16 protein-coding genes are annotated in these 16,017 nt (G+C 40.0%); 13 read left to right on the forward strand and 3 right to left on the reverse strand.

Features of this window, described 5'->3' with window-relative positions; all coding sequences use genetic code 11:
• Positions 1–91 precede the first annotated feature (91 nt).
• From E6139_RS20195 to E6139_RS20205, 3 genes are read left to right on the forward strand one after another with little or no spacing between them, the layout of a single operon-like run.
• Positions 92–916: a class I SAM-dependent methyltransferase gene (locus tag E6139_RS20195; protein ID WP_316405343.1), complete on the forward strand. Its 825-nt coding sequence runs from the start codon at positions 92–94 to the stop codon at positions 914–916.
• A 58-nt stretch (positions 917–974) separates the two neighbouring features.
• Positions 975–1,667: an aspartate/glutamate racemase family protein gene (locus E6139_RS20200; protein ID WP_316405344.1), complete on the forward strand. Its 693-nt coding sequence runs from the start codon at positions 975–977 to the stop codon at positions 1,665–1,667.
• Between the two features lie 12 nt (positions 1,668–1,679).
• Positions 1,680–2,897, forward strand: coding sequence for a glycosyltransferase (locus tag E6139_RS20205; RefSeq protein ID WP_316405345.1), 1,218 nt, complete (start codon positions 1,680–1,682; stop codon positions 2,895–2,897).
• A gap of 80 nt (positions 2,898–2,977) precedes the next feature.
• Here E6139_RS20205 and E6139_RS20210 read toward each other — a convergent pair whose 3' ends face one another.
• Together E6139_RS20210 and E6139_RS20215 are read right to left on the reverse strand one after the other, a co-directional pair.
• Positions 2,978–3,550, reverse strand: a complete 573-nt coding sequence (locus E6139_RS20210; protein WP_316405346.1) for a hypothetical protein — start codon at positions 3,548–3,550, stop codon at positions 2,978–2,980.
• A gap of 169 nt (positions 3,551–3,719) precedes the next feature.
• Entirely contained in the window at positions 3,720–4,610 is an 891-nt protein-coding gene (locus E6139_RS20215; RefSeq protein ID WP_316405347.1) for an AraC family transcriptional regulator, read from the reverse strand.
• 295 nt (positions 4,611–4,905) lie between these two features.
• Here E6139_RS20215 and kduI point away from each other — a divergent pair, with 295 nt between their 5' ends.
• From kduI to E6139_RS20265, 10 genes are all read left to right on the forward strand, one after another.
• Positions 4,906–5,748 carry a 5-dehydro-4-deoxy-D-glucuronate isomerase gene (gene kduI / locus E6139_RS20220; protein ID WP_316405348.1) on the forward strand — a complete coding sequence of 281 codons (843 nt, stop codon included), beginning with the start codon at positions 4,906–4,908 and terminating at the stop codon, positions 5,746–5,748.
• 24 nt (positions 5,749–5,772) lie between these two features.
• Positions 5,773–6,576, forward strand: coding sequence for a gluconate 5-dehydrogenase (locus E6139_RS20225; RefSeq protein WP_316405349.1), 804 nt, complete (start codon positions 5,773–5,775; stop codon positions 6,574–6,576).
• A 171-nt stretch (positions 6,577–6,747) separates the two neighbouring features.
• Positions 6,748–7,857: a glycoside hydrolase family 105 protein gene (locus E6139_RS20230; RefSeq protein WP_316405350.1), complete on the forward strand. Its 1,110-nt coding sequence runs from the start codon at positions 6,748–6,750 to the stop codon at positions 7,855–7,857.
• Positions 7,858–7,873: 16 nt separating this feature from the next.
• Positions 7,874–8,890 carry a TRAP transporter substrate-binding protein gene (locus tag E6139_RS20235; RefSeq protein WP_316405351.1) on the forward strand — a complete coding sequence of 339 codons (1,017 nt, stop codon included), beginning with the start codon at positions 7,874–7,876 and terminating at the stop codon, positions 8,888–8,890.
• Between the two features lie 10 nt (positions 8,891–8,900).
• On the forward strand, positions 8,901–9,386 hold the full coding sequence (locus E6139_RS20240) for a TRAP transporter small permease (RefSeq protein ID WP_316405352.1): 486 nt from the start codon (positions 8,901–8,903) through the stop codon (positions 9,384–9,386).
• Between the two features lie 2 nt (positions 9,387–9,388).
• Complete coding sequence (locus tag E6139_RS20245; RefSeq protein WP_316405353.1) at positions 9,389–10,684, forward strand: TRAP transporter large permease; 1,296 nt, start codon at positions 9,389–9,391, stop codon at positions 10,682–10,684.
• Positions 10,685–10,687: 3 nt separating this feature from the next.
• Positions 10,688–11,551, forward strand: coding sequence for a sugar phosphate isomerase/epimerase family protein (locus E6139_RS20250; RefSeq protein ID WP_316405354.1), 864 nt, complete (start codon positions 10,688–10,690; stop codon positions 11,549–11,551).
• Complete coding sequence (gene rhaM / locus E6139_RS20255; protein WP_316405355.1) at positions 11,548–11,859, forward strand: L-rhamnose mutarotase; 312 nt, start codon at positions 11,548–11,550, stop codon at positions 11,857–11,859. Before E6139_RS20250 ends, rhaM begins: the two co-directional genes overlap by 4 nt.
• 308 nt (positions 11,860–12,167) lie before the next feature.
• Positions 12,168–12,611: a MerR family transcriptional regulator gene (locus tag E6139_RS20260; RefSeq protein WP_316405356.1), complete on the forward strand. Its 444-nt coding sequence runs from the start codon at positions 12,168–12,170 to the stop codon at positions 12,609–12,611.
• A 435-nt stretch (positions 12,612–13,046) separates the two neighbouring features.
• A complete protein-coding gene (locus tag E6139_RS20265; protein WP_316405357.1) occupies positions 13,047–14,201 on the forward strand; it encodes a hypothetical protein in 1,155 nt (384 codons plus the stop codon).
• Positions 14,202–14,251: 50 nt separating this feature from the next.
• On the opposite strand, the gene E6139_RS20270 is transcribed toward E6139_RS20265, so the two are convergent.
• Complete coding sequence (locus tag E6139_RS20270; RefSeq protein ID WP_316405358.1) at positions 14,252–15,595, reverse strand: PTS sugar transporter subunit IIC; 1,344 nt, start codon at positions 15,593–15,595, stop codon at positions 14,252–14,254.
• Between the last annotated feature and the right edge of the window lie 422 nt (positions 15,596–16,017).

Raw genomic sequence — 16,017 nt, forward strand, 5'->3', positions numbered from 1 at the left:
GCAAGAAAAGACAGTTTATTTGGTGTGCAGAGCTTTTTCATGTTTTTTTGTCGCCTGTTGGATTGTCGTCACTGAGAAAGAGGAATAGAAAATGATGGAATTAATTAAAAAAGACGTAACGCTTTTTAGTCAAAGCAAAGATTCAATTTGGTTAGATGCGCACTTAGCACCACAAATGCTGGCTGCGCACTTAGATACCGAATTTGACGGAGCCACTAGAAATGCGGAATATATCGATCAATCAATGGAATGGTTGACGCAAAAATGTCCAGCGCAGTCATACCCTAAGCTGTTGGATCTGGGCTGTGGACCAGGAATCTATGCTGAAAAATTTTATGAAGCCGGCTACCAGGTGAAAGGCATCGATTTTTCTGAGTTAAGTATTGCTCATGCGAAAAAATCAGCACAGGAAAAAGGATTTATCATTGATTATCAATGTGGCGATTACCTGCAAGAAAATCTTGGAAAGGAACAGTACGATATCATCGTTTTGATCTATTGTGACTTGGGTGTTTTTTCAACTGAAGATCGAAACCGAGTTTTTGAAAAGGTTTATGGCGCGTTAAAAAAAGGAGGCCGTTTCATTTTTGATGTATTTACACCAAAGAAATACGCGAAGTTTGAAGCTGGAGATACGTGGCAATTAGAAGTAGATAATTTTTGGACAAAAGAAGCGTGTCTCCATTTATCGGCTCAGAAAAACTATCCTGGAACGAATACCTATTTAGATCAGCATTATTTGCTTTATCCTGATAAAATCAAAGAATTTTTCATTTGGGAGACCGTGTTTAACAAGGAAGAAGTTTTAGCTGAATTACAGGCTGCTGGTTTTACCACTAGTGAAGTATTTGGCGATATTCGCGGAACTGCTTATACATCAGAATCAGAAACCCTCTGTTTTGTCGTTGAAAAATAGAATACGCCACCTGTTTCTTGCTATAATGGAGAAATAATTTAGTGAAAGTGGTGGCTCTATGAAAACGATCGGATTATTAGGCGGTATGAGCTGGGAAAGTACCGTAACGTATTACACGCGAATTAATGAATTGGTAAATCAACAATTAGGCGGCCTTCATTCGGCGAAAATCAAGTTGGCGAGTGTTGATTTTGAAGAGATCGAAAAATGTCAGGTGGCTAATGAATGGGAAAAAAGCGGCGAGATTCTTGGAAAAGAGGCGCAGCGCTTGGAGCAGGCAGGAGCTGATTTATTGTTAATCTGCACGAATACAATGCATAAGGTCGCACCACAAATTGCCGAGTATTTGTCGATTCCGATCCTGCATATCGCGGATGCGACGATCGCCGAATTGCAGGCGAATCAAATAAAAAAAGTTGCCCTGTTAGGAACAAAATACACGATGACCCAAGACTTTTATAAGCAAAAAATCATCGATAGCGGGATCGATGTATGGATTCCCAATGAAGCAGAGATCGAAACAGTGAATCAAATTATTTTTGACGAATTATGTCATGGCAAGATTTTGGCTGAATCGAAAGAAAAGTTCATCGAGGTAATTGAACAGGCGATCGAAGCTGGAGCAGAGGGCGTGATCCTAGGCTGTACTGAGATTGGCTTGCTGATCCAGCAAGAGGATGTTTCCATCCCGGTTTTTGATACCACCGAAATCCATTCCCAAAAGGCCGTTGAACAAGCATTGGCAGATTAAGTGAGGTTCATGATGGAGACAATTCTTTTTGCACTAGCAACCTTTAATTTAGCGGAAACCACGCGAATGATCGAAATCGCCAAGGTGATGCAGGGGAAGTATCATTGTGTCTTTTGTGGTTTCTCCGAGACCTATCTGGATTTGATCGAAGAAGCGGATTTCGAGGTTTCTTTGTTGAGCCCACGGCTAACATCGGAACAAGAAGTTGCGATCATAAAATTTGATCAGGGGAAAAGCTTGAAAAATCCTTTTACGACAGAATTGGTCGCTGAACGGGTTGCGAGTGAGCTGGCGTTGATCGAAAAGCTGGCTCCGCGCGTGATTGTGACCGGCAGCAATGTGACGATTTTCTTATCGGCGCGCATCGTTGAGATTCCGTTAGTTTACGTGAAGCCCGTAGCTATGTCGCGACCGCATTTCAATCATGAAGCGGGTTGTGTGATCCCTAGTCAGTTGGGCAATAAAGGACGACTATGGCGGGTTATGCTTAGAATTGTTAAAAAGCTGACCTGGAAGCCCAGCTCTTTCAAAAAAGTTGCCGCAAGCTATCAATTGAAATTGCCTAAATACACGTTAGATATGCTGGACGGCGATTTGAATTTGATTACTACTCATCCGACCTTCACAACTGAGCTGGGATTTCCTGATAATTATCAATCTGTCGGTCCAATTTTCGCCCATTTGCCTTATGAGATTCCCGCGGAGGTGCATCAGGTGGTCGATCAAGCACGAGCCAACAATAAGAAAATTGTTTATTTTGCGATGGGGAGTTCGGGCAATCGCTCATTGATTGAGAAGGTGCTGGCTTATTTTGCTCAAACCGACTTTGAAGTGATCGCACCAATCAAAAGCTATTTACCAGAAGATTTTATTGCCCGGAACATCCATATTTTTGATTGGTTGCCAGCCTTGAAAATTTCTGAGCTGGTGGATTTTTCTGTGATTCACGGCGGGGAAGGAACAGTGCAAACCGCCTGTTCATCTGGCAAACCTTTTATCGGGATTGGTCTGCAATACGAGCAGGAGGTCAATGTCGCCTATTGCGAAAAATTTGGCAATGCAATTGCCTTAACCCCGAATAAAGTCTCAGCTCGAAACTTAGAATGGAGTATTGAGAAGCTTCAGTCACGGGAAATCCGCGAAAAAGCCTTGGAAATGCAGCGATCAATGAAACGGATCAAGGGTGCTCAGACCGCGGCAAAAATAATAAAACAGCATTACCTCGAATGAGTACTTGACCTAAAGTAACAGGAAGACTTACACAAAAAAAGACATCTGGATTCTCAGCTAAGAAAATCCAGATGTCTTTTTTAGTGTTTTCGATTATATTTTCCCATGAAAAGTCCAGCGATCAATCCAAGCGCGCCACAAGCCAGCAGGACAACAATAGTAATGAAGCTCATTTCTAAAATATTGTAGATGCTGGTTTGATTAGCGATCACGTTTGTGGCAAGTACAGCGGGGATCGCCAATAAAGAAGCAGCGCCGAGACAAGAGCCCATATTCCAATGCAGTACTTTACGAATACCGATGTTGATCCATAAGTAAGCGATCCAAGTCAATGCAATCGGCAAACCAATTGATCTCAGCCAGAAAACCGGTGTATCCAAAAAGTAATTATTAATCGTTCGTTCCAGCACCATAAAGTAAGGGATGATCAAGACTGTAAAAGCCGTACTAAAGTGAATAAAGCGGATATTCTTGCTGAAAAGCAGCGCGTCTAAAAGAGTACCACCAAATATTAAACTACTACCAACAATCCGAAACCAAGTAAATTGATGATCAATTGCCAGATTCGTAACAGCTGTTATTGCAAATGCTAAAAAAAATAAAACCCAGAAGAACTTTCTACCAACATTCCCCTTTTTATCTGAATCCTTCATCTGTCTTCCTCCTATACGTATCTTGCTTCTCTAAGTTAGGTTACTTAGAGAAGCAAACGTTCTCTTTTTTTTAGTATAACAAGCATTTGAAGATGGTAATATCAGACCTACGACTCATTTTTTTCTACAACCGTCATGAAGGGAATCCCCGTGAAAAAAAGTCTAAGAATTAATGTGGTTCGATAAACTTGATTGGCGGGTTTTCATCGGCATGCTTCAAGAACTCTTTTGGCGTAATACCAAATTCCTTTTTAAACGCTTTCAAAAAGTGGGCATAAGAGTTGAAGCCGCATTTGCTATAAACATCAGAAGAGCTTTTGTATTGCTTAAGCAGCTGCTTGGCATAAAGCAATTTCTTTTTAAGTACAAACTGATGAAAGGTAAAGCCTGTATGTTTTTTAAACTCTCGAGTGATGTAGTACTTGCTGACATAAAAGTTTTGTTCCATTTCTTCTAAGGTCAATGGATGAGAGAGATTTTCTGTAATGAAATGAATCATTTCTACAATTCGTTCATTTTGAATGATCGGCAGGGCTTGATTTTCTTGAGTATCCTCCTCAATTAATTGATTCAAATACATCATGTAATTAACCAACTGCTGTTCATAAAGGATATCTGAACCATATGCCTCCGGCGAAGGCTTTTCATCAACAAATCGAAGCAATTCGTGTAATTTTTCCGGTTTTAACTGCAAAACCTTGCTTCGCTGCTCTCCTACAGGATGGAAGCAGGCTTCCAAATTTGTCCATTCTGTTGATCGATCTCGCAAAAATTTCTCTGTCAAAAAAATATAAACACGTTCAAAATAATCAGTGCTTTGCTTCATAATTCGATGAAGATCATTATAATGAATCAGCAGAACAGTACCCGGACCTATGTCGAACTGACGATTGTCTAAATAGAACGTAGCGACACCTTCCAAGGTTGCATGCACTTCGTAAAAATCATGGTAATGATAGACTGTTTTTTCGTTGTTTACATTGTCCTTTACATGATAAATTTCATATTGATCAGAAAGCATCGTATTGACGTAGTACCTTTTCTTATTCTGAGGGGGCATGTAATCACTCCTAGTGAATTATTGAACAATATTGGATAATTATACTTCAATTTTGAGTCAGCAGGTAGGTTCTCTCTAAACTCTTTCATCCTTCTTTAATCAATGTTATTAAACCTCAGAAACGCGCTTAACAGAATGATTTTTTTGAAATACTGCAATTTTTGACAGTTTTAAATCAAAAAATGCCATATTTTAAAAAGTTTTTCCCTGCTAAACTTACGCTTGTAAGCAGTTACAACAATAGCCATGAGCGGTTAGTTGAACTTTTTAAAGAATTTAGAAGGAGTGTTTTAACATGCAACAGATGGAAACTCGGTATACGCATAGTCCTTTGGATATTCGTCATTATTCGACCGAAGACTTGCGTAGGGAATTTTTAGTAGAGAAGATTTTTACTCCTGGTGAGATTAATTTGACGTATACCCACAATGATCGAATGATTTTTGGCGGCGTTACACCCGCTAGCGAAGCATTAGAAATTAAACTTGATCAAGAGTTAGGTGTTGATTATTTTCTTGAGCGAAGGGAATTAGGGGTCATTAATATTGGCGGGCCTGGTTTTATTGAAATTGATGGACAGCAGGAGCCAATGAAAAAGCAGGATGGCTATTATATCGGAAAAGAGACCAGGCATGTTGTTTTCTCTTCGGAAGATTCAACGAATCCTGCGAAGTTTTATATTAGCTGTGTACCCGCTCATAAAAAGTATCCAAATGTCAAAATCAGCATCGACCAAATCACACCGATGGAAACTGGTGAAGGAAAGTCCTTAAACGAGCGGAAAATTTATCAATACGTTCATCCGAATGTTTGTGAGAGCTGCCAATTACAAATGGGTTATACCATCTTAGAGCCCGGCAGTGCTTGGAATACGATGCCCTGCCATACGCACGAACGTCGAATGGAAGCGTATGTGTACTTTGACTACGCCACTGAAGATACACGCGTTTTTCATATGATGGGCAAACCGGATGAGACCAAGCATCTAGTCGTTGATAATGAGCAAGCAGTAATTTCACCTAGCTGGTCCATTCACTCAGGGGTTGGAACGAGTAATTATTCCTTTATTTGGGCAATGTGCGGAGAAAATATTACGTACACGGATATGGATATGGTAGAAATGGATCAATTAAAATAAACAAGTAAGAGGAGCAGACTAACAATGGATTTTAGTATGGAAATGTTTCGTTTAGATGGAAAAATTGCGTTGGTTACAGGGGCGGTTTATGGCATTGGCTTTGAGATTGCCAAATCATTAGCAGCAGCTGGAGCAACAATCGTTTTTAACAATCTGGATCAGACTTCTGTCGATCAAGGCATGGAAAACTATAAAAAAGAAGGCATCAAAGCATATGGTTATGTCTGTGATGTTACTGATGAGACCGCAGTAAATGCGATGGTGAGACAAATCGAAGAGGAAGTCGGCGTGATTGATATTTTAGTGAATAACGCGGGAATCATTAAGCGTATCCCGCTGTTGGAAATGTCCGCAGAAGATTTCAGGCAAGTAGTAGATGTTGACTTGAACGCGCCATTTATCGTGTCCAAAGCAGTTTTACCATCAATGATCAAAAAAGGGCATGGTAAAATCATCAACATTTGTTCTATGATGAGTGAGCTGGGACGTGAGACTGTTGCGGGTTACGCTGCTGCAAAAGGTGGGCTAAAAATGCTGACGAAAAATATTTGTTCAGAATTTGGAGAAGCAAATATCCAATGTAATGGGATTGGGCCAGGCTATATTGCCACACCACAAACAGCACCTTTAAGAGAGAAACAAGCGGACGGTTCCCGTCATCCTTTCGATCAATTTATTGTATCAAAAACGCCTGCAGCACGTTGGGGTGAACCAAGTGATTTAGCCGGTCCTACCGTGTTCTTGGCGTCAAATGCTTCTGATTTTGTGAACGGTCATATTTTGTATGTTGATGGTGGGATTTTAGCTTATATTGGTAAACAGCCTTAAAACTAGATTTTCTGAGGATAGGAATTATTCAATCAGCCACTCCTATCCTCTGGTTTCTACGATTCGCAATTTTTGCAAGTTTTTGTTCAATTTATGACATTTATTGTGATCGATTCATTTGTTATTCTATTCACATCAAACAAATGAAAGCGATTTATTAAGGAGAGAGAGATGGAAATTATTTTAGAAGAACTGTTCATCCCAAAGGAGACAGTCAAAGAAAAGATTGATTTATTAATTGAAAACTTAACAACAATCAAAGACAGCAGCGGTGAGTTCATCTTAGACTTTGATGGATTGAAGGTCGATGATAAGAGCTGGAGCATCTGGAATTGGCCGCAGGGAGTTGGCTTATACGGTATTTACAAAAATTATCGAATAACCAAAAATCCTGCCGCGTTGAAGGTTGTTACTGATTGGTTCGAGGCACGAATGGAAGAAGGAGCGCCGCCAAAAAATGTAAATACCATGGCACCTCTATTGACGATGGCCTATTTGTATGAAGATACTCAAGATACGCGCTATATCCCATATCTAGAGCAATGGGCAGAGTGGGTAATGCAGGACATGCCGCGAACCAAGGAAAATGGGCTGCAGCATGCGACGTATGGTCCTGAAAATAAGAACCAGTTATGGGACGACACATTGATGATGACAGTCCTGCCGTTAGCGAAAATTGGAAAATTGTTTAATCGTCCAGAATATTTGGAAGAGGCGCGTTATCAATTCTTGATCCATATCAAGTATTTGATGGATAAGAAAACAGGTTTATGGTACCACGGATGGACATTCGAAGGAAACCACAATTATGCAGAAGCTTTTTGGGCACGTGGCAATTGCTGGTTAACCATCGCGATTCCAGAAATCATTGAAATTTTGGAATTGTCAAAAGAAGATGCGTTGCGTCAATTCTTGATTGAAACATTAGAAGCACAGGTCAAAGCATTAGCGGATTATCAAGCTGAAAGTGGTCTGTGGCATACATTGATTGATGATCCTACATCTTACGAGGAATCTTCAGCGGCTGCCGGGTTTGCCTATGGAATATTAAAGGCTGTGCATAAAAACTATTTACCGAAGAAATATGAAAAAGTTGCTTATCATGCAATCGAAGGATTATTAACCCAAATTGATGAAAATGGCACGGTGCAAAATGTATCAGTCGGTACAGGGATGGGCGACAGTTTGGACTTCTACAAAAATATCGGCATTACTGCAATGCCGTATGGTCAATCCTTAACTGTTTTATGTCTGACTGAGTTGTTAGTTTCTTACTGTTAAAAAAAGGAGCAAGACGATGAAAATTAGATCACTGATTTTTACAGCAGCAGCACTTTTTACAACGACTTTCTTTTTAAGCGGCTGCAGCAATACAAAGGTCGCAGCCGCTGATGAACAGGCGGTAACGCTACGTTACGCCTATGCTTCAAACAGTCAACCAGTCATTGATTCAATGAAGGAGTTTGGTCGACTGGTGAAGGAGAAAACAAATGGCCAAGTAAACATTGAATACTTCCCAGATGCACAATTAGGTGGAGAGACTGAATTGATCGAGTTGACCCAAACAGGAGCGATCGATTTTACCAAAGTAAGCGGTTCTGCGTTAGAAAGTTTTTCGAAGGATTACTCGATCTTTGGCATTCCTTACCTATTTGATGATGAAGAACACTTTTTTAGAGTCATGGAAGATGAAAAAATTATGAATGACATTTATCAGTCAACCGATGACCTAGGCTTTGTAGGCTTAACCTATTATGATTCTGGGCAACGAAGCTTTTATATGACAGAAGGTCCAATCAACAGTCCAGCGGATTTAAAAGGGAAAAAGATTCGGGTGATGCAAAGTGAGACTGCGATCAAAATGGTGGAACTGCTTGGTGGATCCGCGGTTCCAATGGGAAGTAATGAAGTATACACTTCATTGCAATCAAATCTGATCAATGGCGCTGAGAACAATGAGTTTGTTTTATACACGGCTGGACATGGCGGTGTTGCGAAATACTATTCTTACGATGAGCACACTCGCGTGCCGGATGTGGTGATCATGAATGATTCGGTCAAGGAGCGTTTAACTGAGGATCAGTTTAAGGCTGTACAAGAAGCCGCAAAGGAATCGACTGAATTTGAAAAGAAAGTGTTTAAAAAGGCAATCGAGGAAGAAAAGAAAATTGCGACTAAGGATTATGGTGTTCAATATAATGAGGTAGATAGTGCACCATTCCAAAAGCTCGTTCAACCATTGCACGATGAATTTAAGAATAATGAAGACTATCGCGAACTGTATCAAGAAATTCGAGCATTAGCGGAAGGGTAGGAGAATACAAATGAAAGCGTTTAGAAATGTGCTGGATAAAGTAATGGAGATTTTATGCTCCACGATTTTAGCAGTGATGGTTTTGGTTGTCCTGTATCAGGTGTTCGCTCGGAAGGTCTTGAATAACCCCAACACGGTTACGGAAGAACTGGTTCGTTTTTGTCTGGTTTGGGTATCAATGTTGGCTTCTGCTTATGTTGCAGGTAAGAAGGGACATTTATGTGTCACCTTGCTAAGCGATAATTTGAACGAAAAGGGCAGACGGTTTTTAGAGATCATCGTTCAGGTTCTCTTTCTCTTGTTTGCTGCAGTCATCATGATTTATGGCGGTTGGCAGGCATCCTTAGTAACGATGGGACAAATTTCTCCTTCGTTATCGATTCCTATGGGGTATGTTTACTTAGCAGTTCCAGTATCGGGAGCGATTATGCTGGTGTATAGCTTGATGAACTTATTCGATAGAACACCTCGAACAGTTGAAAGTGAGGCGGAGTAGTTATGGCTTTAGAAGCTGGTCTGATTCTTTTTGTCATTTTTGCAATTTTGTTAATCGTTGGAATGCCGATTGCGATTAGTATCGCTGTTTCTTCGATTTGTACCTTGTTGTTAGTGATTCCTTTTGAAAATGCGGTTTTTACCTCTGCGCAAAAAATGGTCTCTAGTCTAAATAGCTTTTCACTGATTGCCATTCCTTTCTTTGTTTTGTCTGGGATCATAATGAATAATGGTGGAATAGCGGAAAAATTAGTGAACTTTGCGATGCTGTTTGTCGGACGAATTCCTGGTGGCTTAGCGCATACCAATGTTTTAGGAAATGCGCTTTTCGGCTCAATGTCTAGTTCTGCGATTGCCGCTTCTACAGCGATTGGCGGAGTGCTGGTGCCTCAACAGGTAAAAGCTGGTTATGATCGGAAATTTGCTACGGCAGTAAATATTGCCTCGGCCCCTACTGGAATGGTGATACCTCCTAGTACGGCCTTTATCATGTATTCTTTAGTCGCTGGTGGAGCGTCTATATCAGCTCTCTTCATGGGCGGTTATCTTGTTGGGGCATTATGGTGTATTGGGATTATGGTCGTCGCCTTTATCCATGCGAAACGTAACAACTACAAAACAATCAAAGGATCTGAAAAGGGAACCGTGGGGAAAGTTTTAAAAGAAGCGATTCCTAGCGTAATATTGATCGTAATTATTATTGGTGGGATTCTTTTTGGTCTGTTTACAGCAGTTGAAGCGTCAGCAATCGCAGTAGCATATTCCTTGTTGATCGCGATGTTTTACTATAAAACGATTACTGTCAAAGATATTCCTCAAATGCTGGTAGAAGCGGTTAAAACAACCGGGACGATCTCGTTCTTGCTAGCCACTTCATCAATGATGTCGTTTGCGATGGCCTTTACTGGAATTCCCCAAGCCATCAGCGGAGCGATCTTAGGCTTAACAACCAACAAGATCATCGTACTATTGCTGGTCAACATTGTCTTATTGCTTGTTGGAATGTTTATGGATGTTGGACCAGCCATCTTGATCTTTACACCGATCTTTTTACCGGTGGTGACAAGTGTTGGAGTAGATCCTGTTCATTTCGGGCTGTTTTCAATCATGAATTTATGTGTGGGTTCAATCACGCCACCTGTAGGAACTGGATTATATGTGGGTGCCAGCGTCGGTGGAGTCAAGGCGGAGCAAATGTTGAAGCCGTTGATACCATTTTACGGAGCGATCTTAGTGATTCTATTATTGATTACTTATTTTCCAGCACTAGTCATGTGGCTGCCGAATATTGTGGGGTAGAAAATGTTAAATTTAGCTATTCGTGGACATGATCTATCTAACGTAACCACTGTTGAAGCACTCGCTGAAAAAACACAAGCAGAAAATATTCAAACACTGCAATTGGCACTTGGCCTTTCTTTTCCGGATTGGCCTAGTGATGCTGAAAACTTAACTCCTGGGTTAGGACAATATGTTAAGGGTATTTTGCAGAAAAGAGATATTCAAGTAGGAATTTTAAGCTGCTATATCAATATGATCCACCCTGACAAAATAGTACGGGAAGCAGCGTTAACGAAATTTGAAAGCTACGTCCGCCATGCACGCTATTTTGGCGCGACGATGGTGGCAACAGAAACAGGAAATGTGCTGCCGGAAATTTGTTATACAAAGAAAAATTATACCGATGAAGCCTTTGAAGAGATGGTTCAAGTCATTCAGCGTTTAGTAAAGGTTGGAGAACAGCATCAGATGTTGATCGGGATAGAGCCGGGCCTAAATCATCCCCTCTATTCATTGAAGCGTGTAGAACAATTGCTTCAACGAATCGATTCAGAGTACTTAGGAATTGTTTTAGATCCAACCAACTTGATAACAAGTGATACCTATCATCGTCAAGTTAACTTGGTCGAACAAGCCTTTGAGCGATTTGGTGAGAAAATCGTGGCTTTTCATTTGAAGGATTATCACATTCAAAACAACAAGATTATTCCAGTAAATTTAGGAACAGGAATGATTGATTATCCAGCAATTTGTCGATTGATTGCTAAGAAAAAGCCAGGAATGTTTGTTGTTTTAGAAGAAACGAAGGATCAAGCGATTCAAGAAGCAGTTCAATTGATTCAACAAGTCTGGAACGATCAATCGGCAAAAGGGAGTTTTCCATGATAAAAAAAGCGATTAGAATGAAATTGTACCCAGACGCAAAAGCCGAGTATCAGAAGAGACACGATGAACTGTGGCCTGAAATGCGCAGAATGCTAAAGGAACATGGGGTAATAAGCTATTCTATATTTTTAGACTCGGAGAGTAACACTCTATTTGGCTATCTTGAAATCGAGGATGAAGAAAAGTGGCGTCATGTTTCGACTACAGCAATCAATCAAAAATGGTGGACGTACATGAAGGATCTAATGGAAACAAATGCGGATGATTCTCCCATCAGTTTTGAGTTAGAACAGGTTTTTGAATTATAGGCAGGTTAAGTTGATCCGTTTTAAAAACCAAAAGTCGTAGTGAATGGAAAGATTTTTTCTATTTGCTTCGACTTATTTTTGTTTCCCATCACTTTACTGACTTGTAGGAGTTGAGTAATATACATATGTTATTGGTGAGAAAATATTGATAAGGTCAAATTTTTCCTTTTGAAAACAATTGCGAATGACTGCTGTTTTCATCCTAATTCTTCCATTTGACTCTTTTTTCTCTATGAACTAGTGTAAACATAAACCTTAAACCATGGTTTAGGGTAAACGGTTTGTTTTATTTTATAGGAGGAAAAATCATGGCTGAAACATATACGATTAAAGAAGTAGCCGAAATGTTTGATTTGACGATCTCAACGATTCGTTTTTATGATAAAAAGGGCTTGCTGCCATTTGTTGCGAAAAATGAATCCGGTTATCGGGAGTTTACCGAATCCGACTTGAACATGATTCACACGGTTTGCTGTTTAAAAAATACCGGCATGCCAATCCATGAAATTAAGCAATACATCGAATATTGTATGGACGGTTCTAAGACGATACCTCAACGAAAAGCCTTGCTGCAAGAGCATAAGGAAGAAGTTTTACGTCAGCAAGCACAACTGATGGAAAATTTAAAGGAGATCGATATCAAAATTGATCGTTACAATTCACCGCTAGCCAAAGAATTGATCGATGCTCAAGTGGCTTACGTAAAAAAAGAAAAAGCTGATTTGCACTTAGCAAATGGGTTTAGGGTATGAAACTGGTCAATCCGAAGCAGGAACAAAGCTAAAATTAAGAAGAGCGCTTATTAAAATGGAATAAGTGCTTTTCTATCTAAAGTGGTTATAATTTTCAAAAGAGAATACTCTTAGGAAGACAACGGTTACTATCAAAGATAAATAAATAGCTATTATTTTGATAGAACAATTGCAAAATAACGTGTATAATCATTAATAACGAAAACGTTATCATTAAATATCATTTATTCAAAAAATAATATGAAGATTTAATGAAGGTATAGTTTCACAGATTCATGAAAGCTCCGGTACTGAAACAGATTGGGGGGAATCCTGTAATTGTTTATTCAATAGAATACGTTAACTGGATGCAATCGAGTAAGAAAGGGGAAGAAGTGATTTAAACAATCATTGATGTTGGTATACCTATTTGAAAAAATCATAGGAGGAAAGAGAATGAAAAAGTTTTTGTCTAGTGTTTTTGTTGCGGCAGCTTTATTGATTGGTGGAGGGCTATTTGTTAATGCTGTAGATGTGGATGCAGCGACTTTATTGCGGGTCTATAATCCTAATTCAGGTGAACATCACTATACAGCGAATACGAATGAGCGGAATCATTTGGTAAAAGTTGGTTGGCGTAATGAGGGAATCGCTTGGGACACTCCGGCGAAGGGAGCAGCAGTTTATCGCCTGTATAATCCGAATGTTGGCGATCACCATTATACGACTACCCTCAGTGAAAAAAATCATTTAGTAAAAGTTGGTTGGCGTTATGAAGGGATTGCTTGGCAATCAGGCGGCAGCATTCCTGTCTATCGGTTATACAACCCCAATGCAAGAACGGGGACACATCACTATACGCTGAATGCGAACGAAAAAAATCACTTAGTAAAAGTCGGCTGGCGCTATGAAGGAATAGGCTTCTATTCTACCAAAGCACCATCATCGAGTGGCGGTGGTACTTCTAATCCGGGAGTAACACCGAAAAAAGTTGATGTGAATATTACCGGTGTCGGGGGAGCGGAACAAAATAGACCTGGATCATATCGGTTACTCTATTCAAATAAGCCATATGATAACGCTAGTTTGAGCGGGAATGCAAGGATCGATTTCTCAGCGAATATAAAAATCTCGGGAAATAAAAACGATTATGAAATGCAGTTCGTCATTGGCGGAAATGGAGATGGCAGTGGTCAGGTCGGAGTAGGGTTACACTATCAAGCTGGGTCAGATGCTAATTTCGCCCAAGGTAGGATCAACACGACAAATATCAATTTCCCAGCAAATGCGGGTGTAACAGGGCAACAATACTATTCAGTTAACACCAATGCACCACGAGTAAATAACGGCGGAACAGTTCATCTGCGTGTGAAATACTTTGCTTCAGGTTATATGCAAACATTTGTCAACAATACACTAGTTGGGCAATACAGAACAAGCTTAACTACAAAGAGTGATGGGGCTTATATTCTTCACGATACTACAAATACACCGATCACAATCAGCAATCTAAAGGTGTATAAAGATGGTAAAGACGTAACGAAGAGCGGTCCAGTACCATTACCAACTTCTTATAGTCATTCAAGCGGTTCAAAATCAGGAGCCTATTAAAACAAAAAGTGTCTAAAGATCCGCTTTGATCTTTAGACACTTTTTTTGTATTATTTAGCTGTCTCCGCCTCAGCTTGCGCCATTTTCGCTGTCACATGTTCATCGATCCGTAAGAATGGCAGATAGATAAATACACTCACGGCGATGATCAGGACTTGCAGTACAGCCGCTCGCCAATCTCCGCCGGTCGCTAAGAAGCCGGAGATAACTGGCGGCGTGGTCCATGGTATCTGGACGACGACGTGATTGATCAATCCTGCGGCTGTTGCGAAATAGGCAGTGACCAATGAGAAGATCGGCGCCAAGACGAATGGAATAATCAAGCTTAGATTAAATACGATCGGCAGACCGAAGATGATCGGCTCACTGATATTGAATAGAGCTGGAGTCACAGACAATTTAGCGAAGTCTTTGTAATCTTTCCGACGACTAAAGATGAAGATCGCAATCAATAATGCGATCGTATTCCCAGAACCACCCATTACAGCGAATGTATCCTTGAAGGCCATATTAATGATATGCGGAATTTGTTCATGATTGGCATAAGCAGCCATGTTTTCTTGCATATTTTGTAATAGGAATGGATCAAGCAGCGAACCAGAGATTACGGCTTGGTGAATCCCGAAGCCGAAGAACAAGTTTGCGATCGATGTGATCAGGACAAAACCAGGCAGCCCAGTGGTTATATGACTCAGTGGACCCGTGATAGCTTTCGTGATCAGTCCATTTACATCCATGTTGAAAATTTGGTTAACACCAAAGGATAGAATCGCAAAACCAGTAACAGTGATCATAATCGGAATCAGCACGTTGAATGATTTCAATACAGCTGGCGGAATATTCCCAGATAATTTGATTTGTAATTTTTCATTGGTCGATAATTTGATAAATATTTCTGTCGCAAGCAAACCGACAAAGATACCCACGAACATACCAGAAGCACCAGTATGATCACCAGGAATAACACCAGTAACTTCGATTGCTTTTTTCGCGCCTTCTGGCAGAAACATGGTTTTCATTGGTGTTAAGACAATGAATGTCGAGATCGAAACTAAAACTGCTGCAATATGATTCGTATAATTTCTGCTGACACACATATGATAAGAAACTGCAGCAACAACTAGCAGAGTAGTGATACTCAGAGTACCATTGGCAATTGACATACCGATTTCCTGGATTTTCATCAAGGTTGCTGGATTGACGATTTTCCCCATGAAGCCGGTCGGTTCTAGGATGACGTAATTGATCAAGGTGACGAAACCAGCCAACATCATGAATGGCATGAATGTGGCGAAGGCGTCACGTAACGTCCGCATGTGGATTTGATTACCTAGCTTCGTCGCGATAATACCGAAGCGTTCAAAGAGCTGTTCCTTTTTACTTGTTTTGTCCACGCTAAATTCTCCTTTTTCTCAAGTATTTATTTTTGTAAGCACTTACCTTGATTACATAATAAAACGGATTCTAAATAAAGTAAATACCTTTTTTAAAAAATATATACTTTTATCAAAAAGTGACAGCTATTTCGTTTTAAAGAGTCTATTTTTCCAAAAAACGGAAAAATAATTTTATGCTCATTACGCATATCATTATGCTAAACAGCTAGTCTTTTATCTTTCTAAACAGTAAAACTACAGCTCAAAATTATTAAACTGCGAAAAGCATAACTGACAAAAAAAAGAGCTGATTTACTCAGCTCTCAGACTGTAGACAAAGCCCATTTTATGGATGCTGTCTACAGTCTTTTCTTTTATAATAGATTTATGAAATCGAATACAAGGAGTGGTAGTTATGATGTCCAAAAACAATACGAACG

Source organism: Enterococcus sp., assembly GCF_032555305.1.
Taxonomy (GTDB): domain Bacteria; phylum Bacillota; class Bacilli; order Lactobacillales; family Enterococcaceae; genus Enterococcus_A.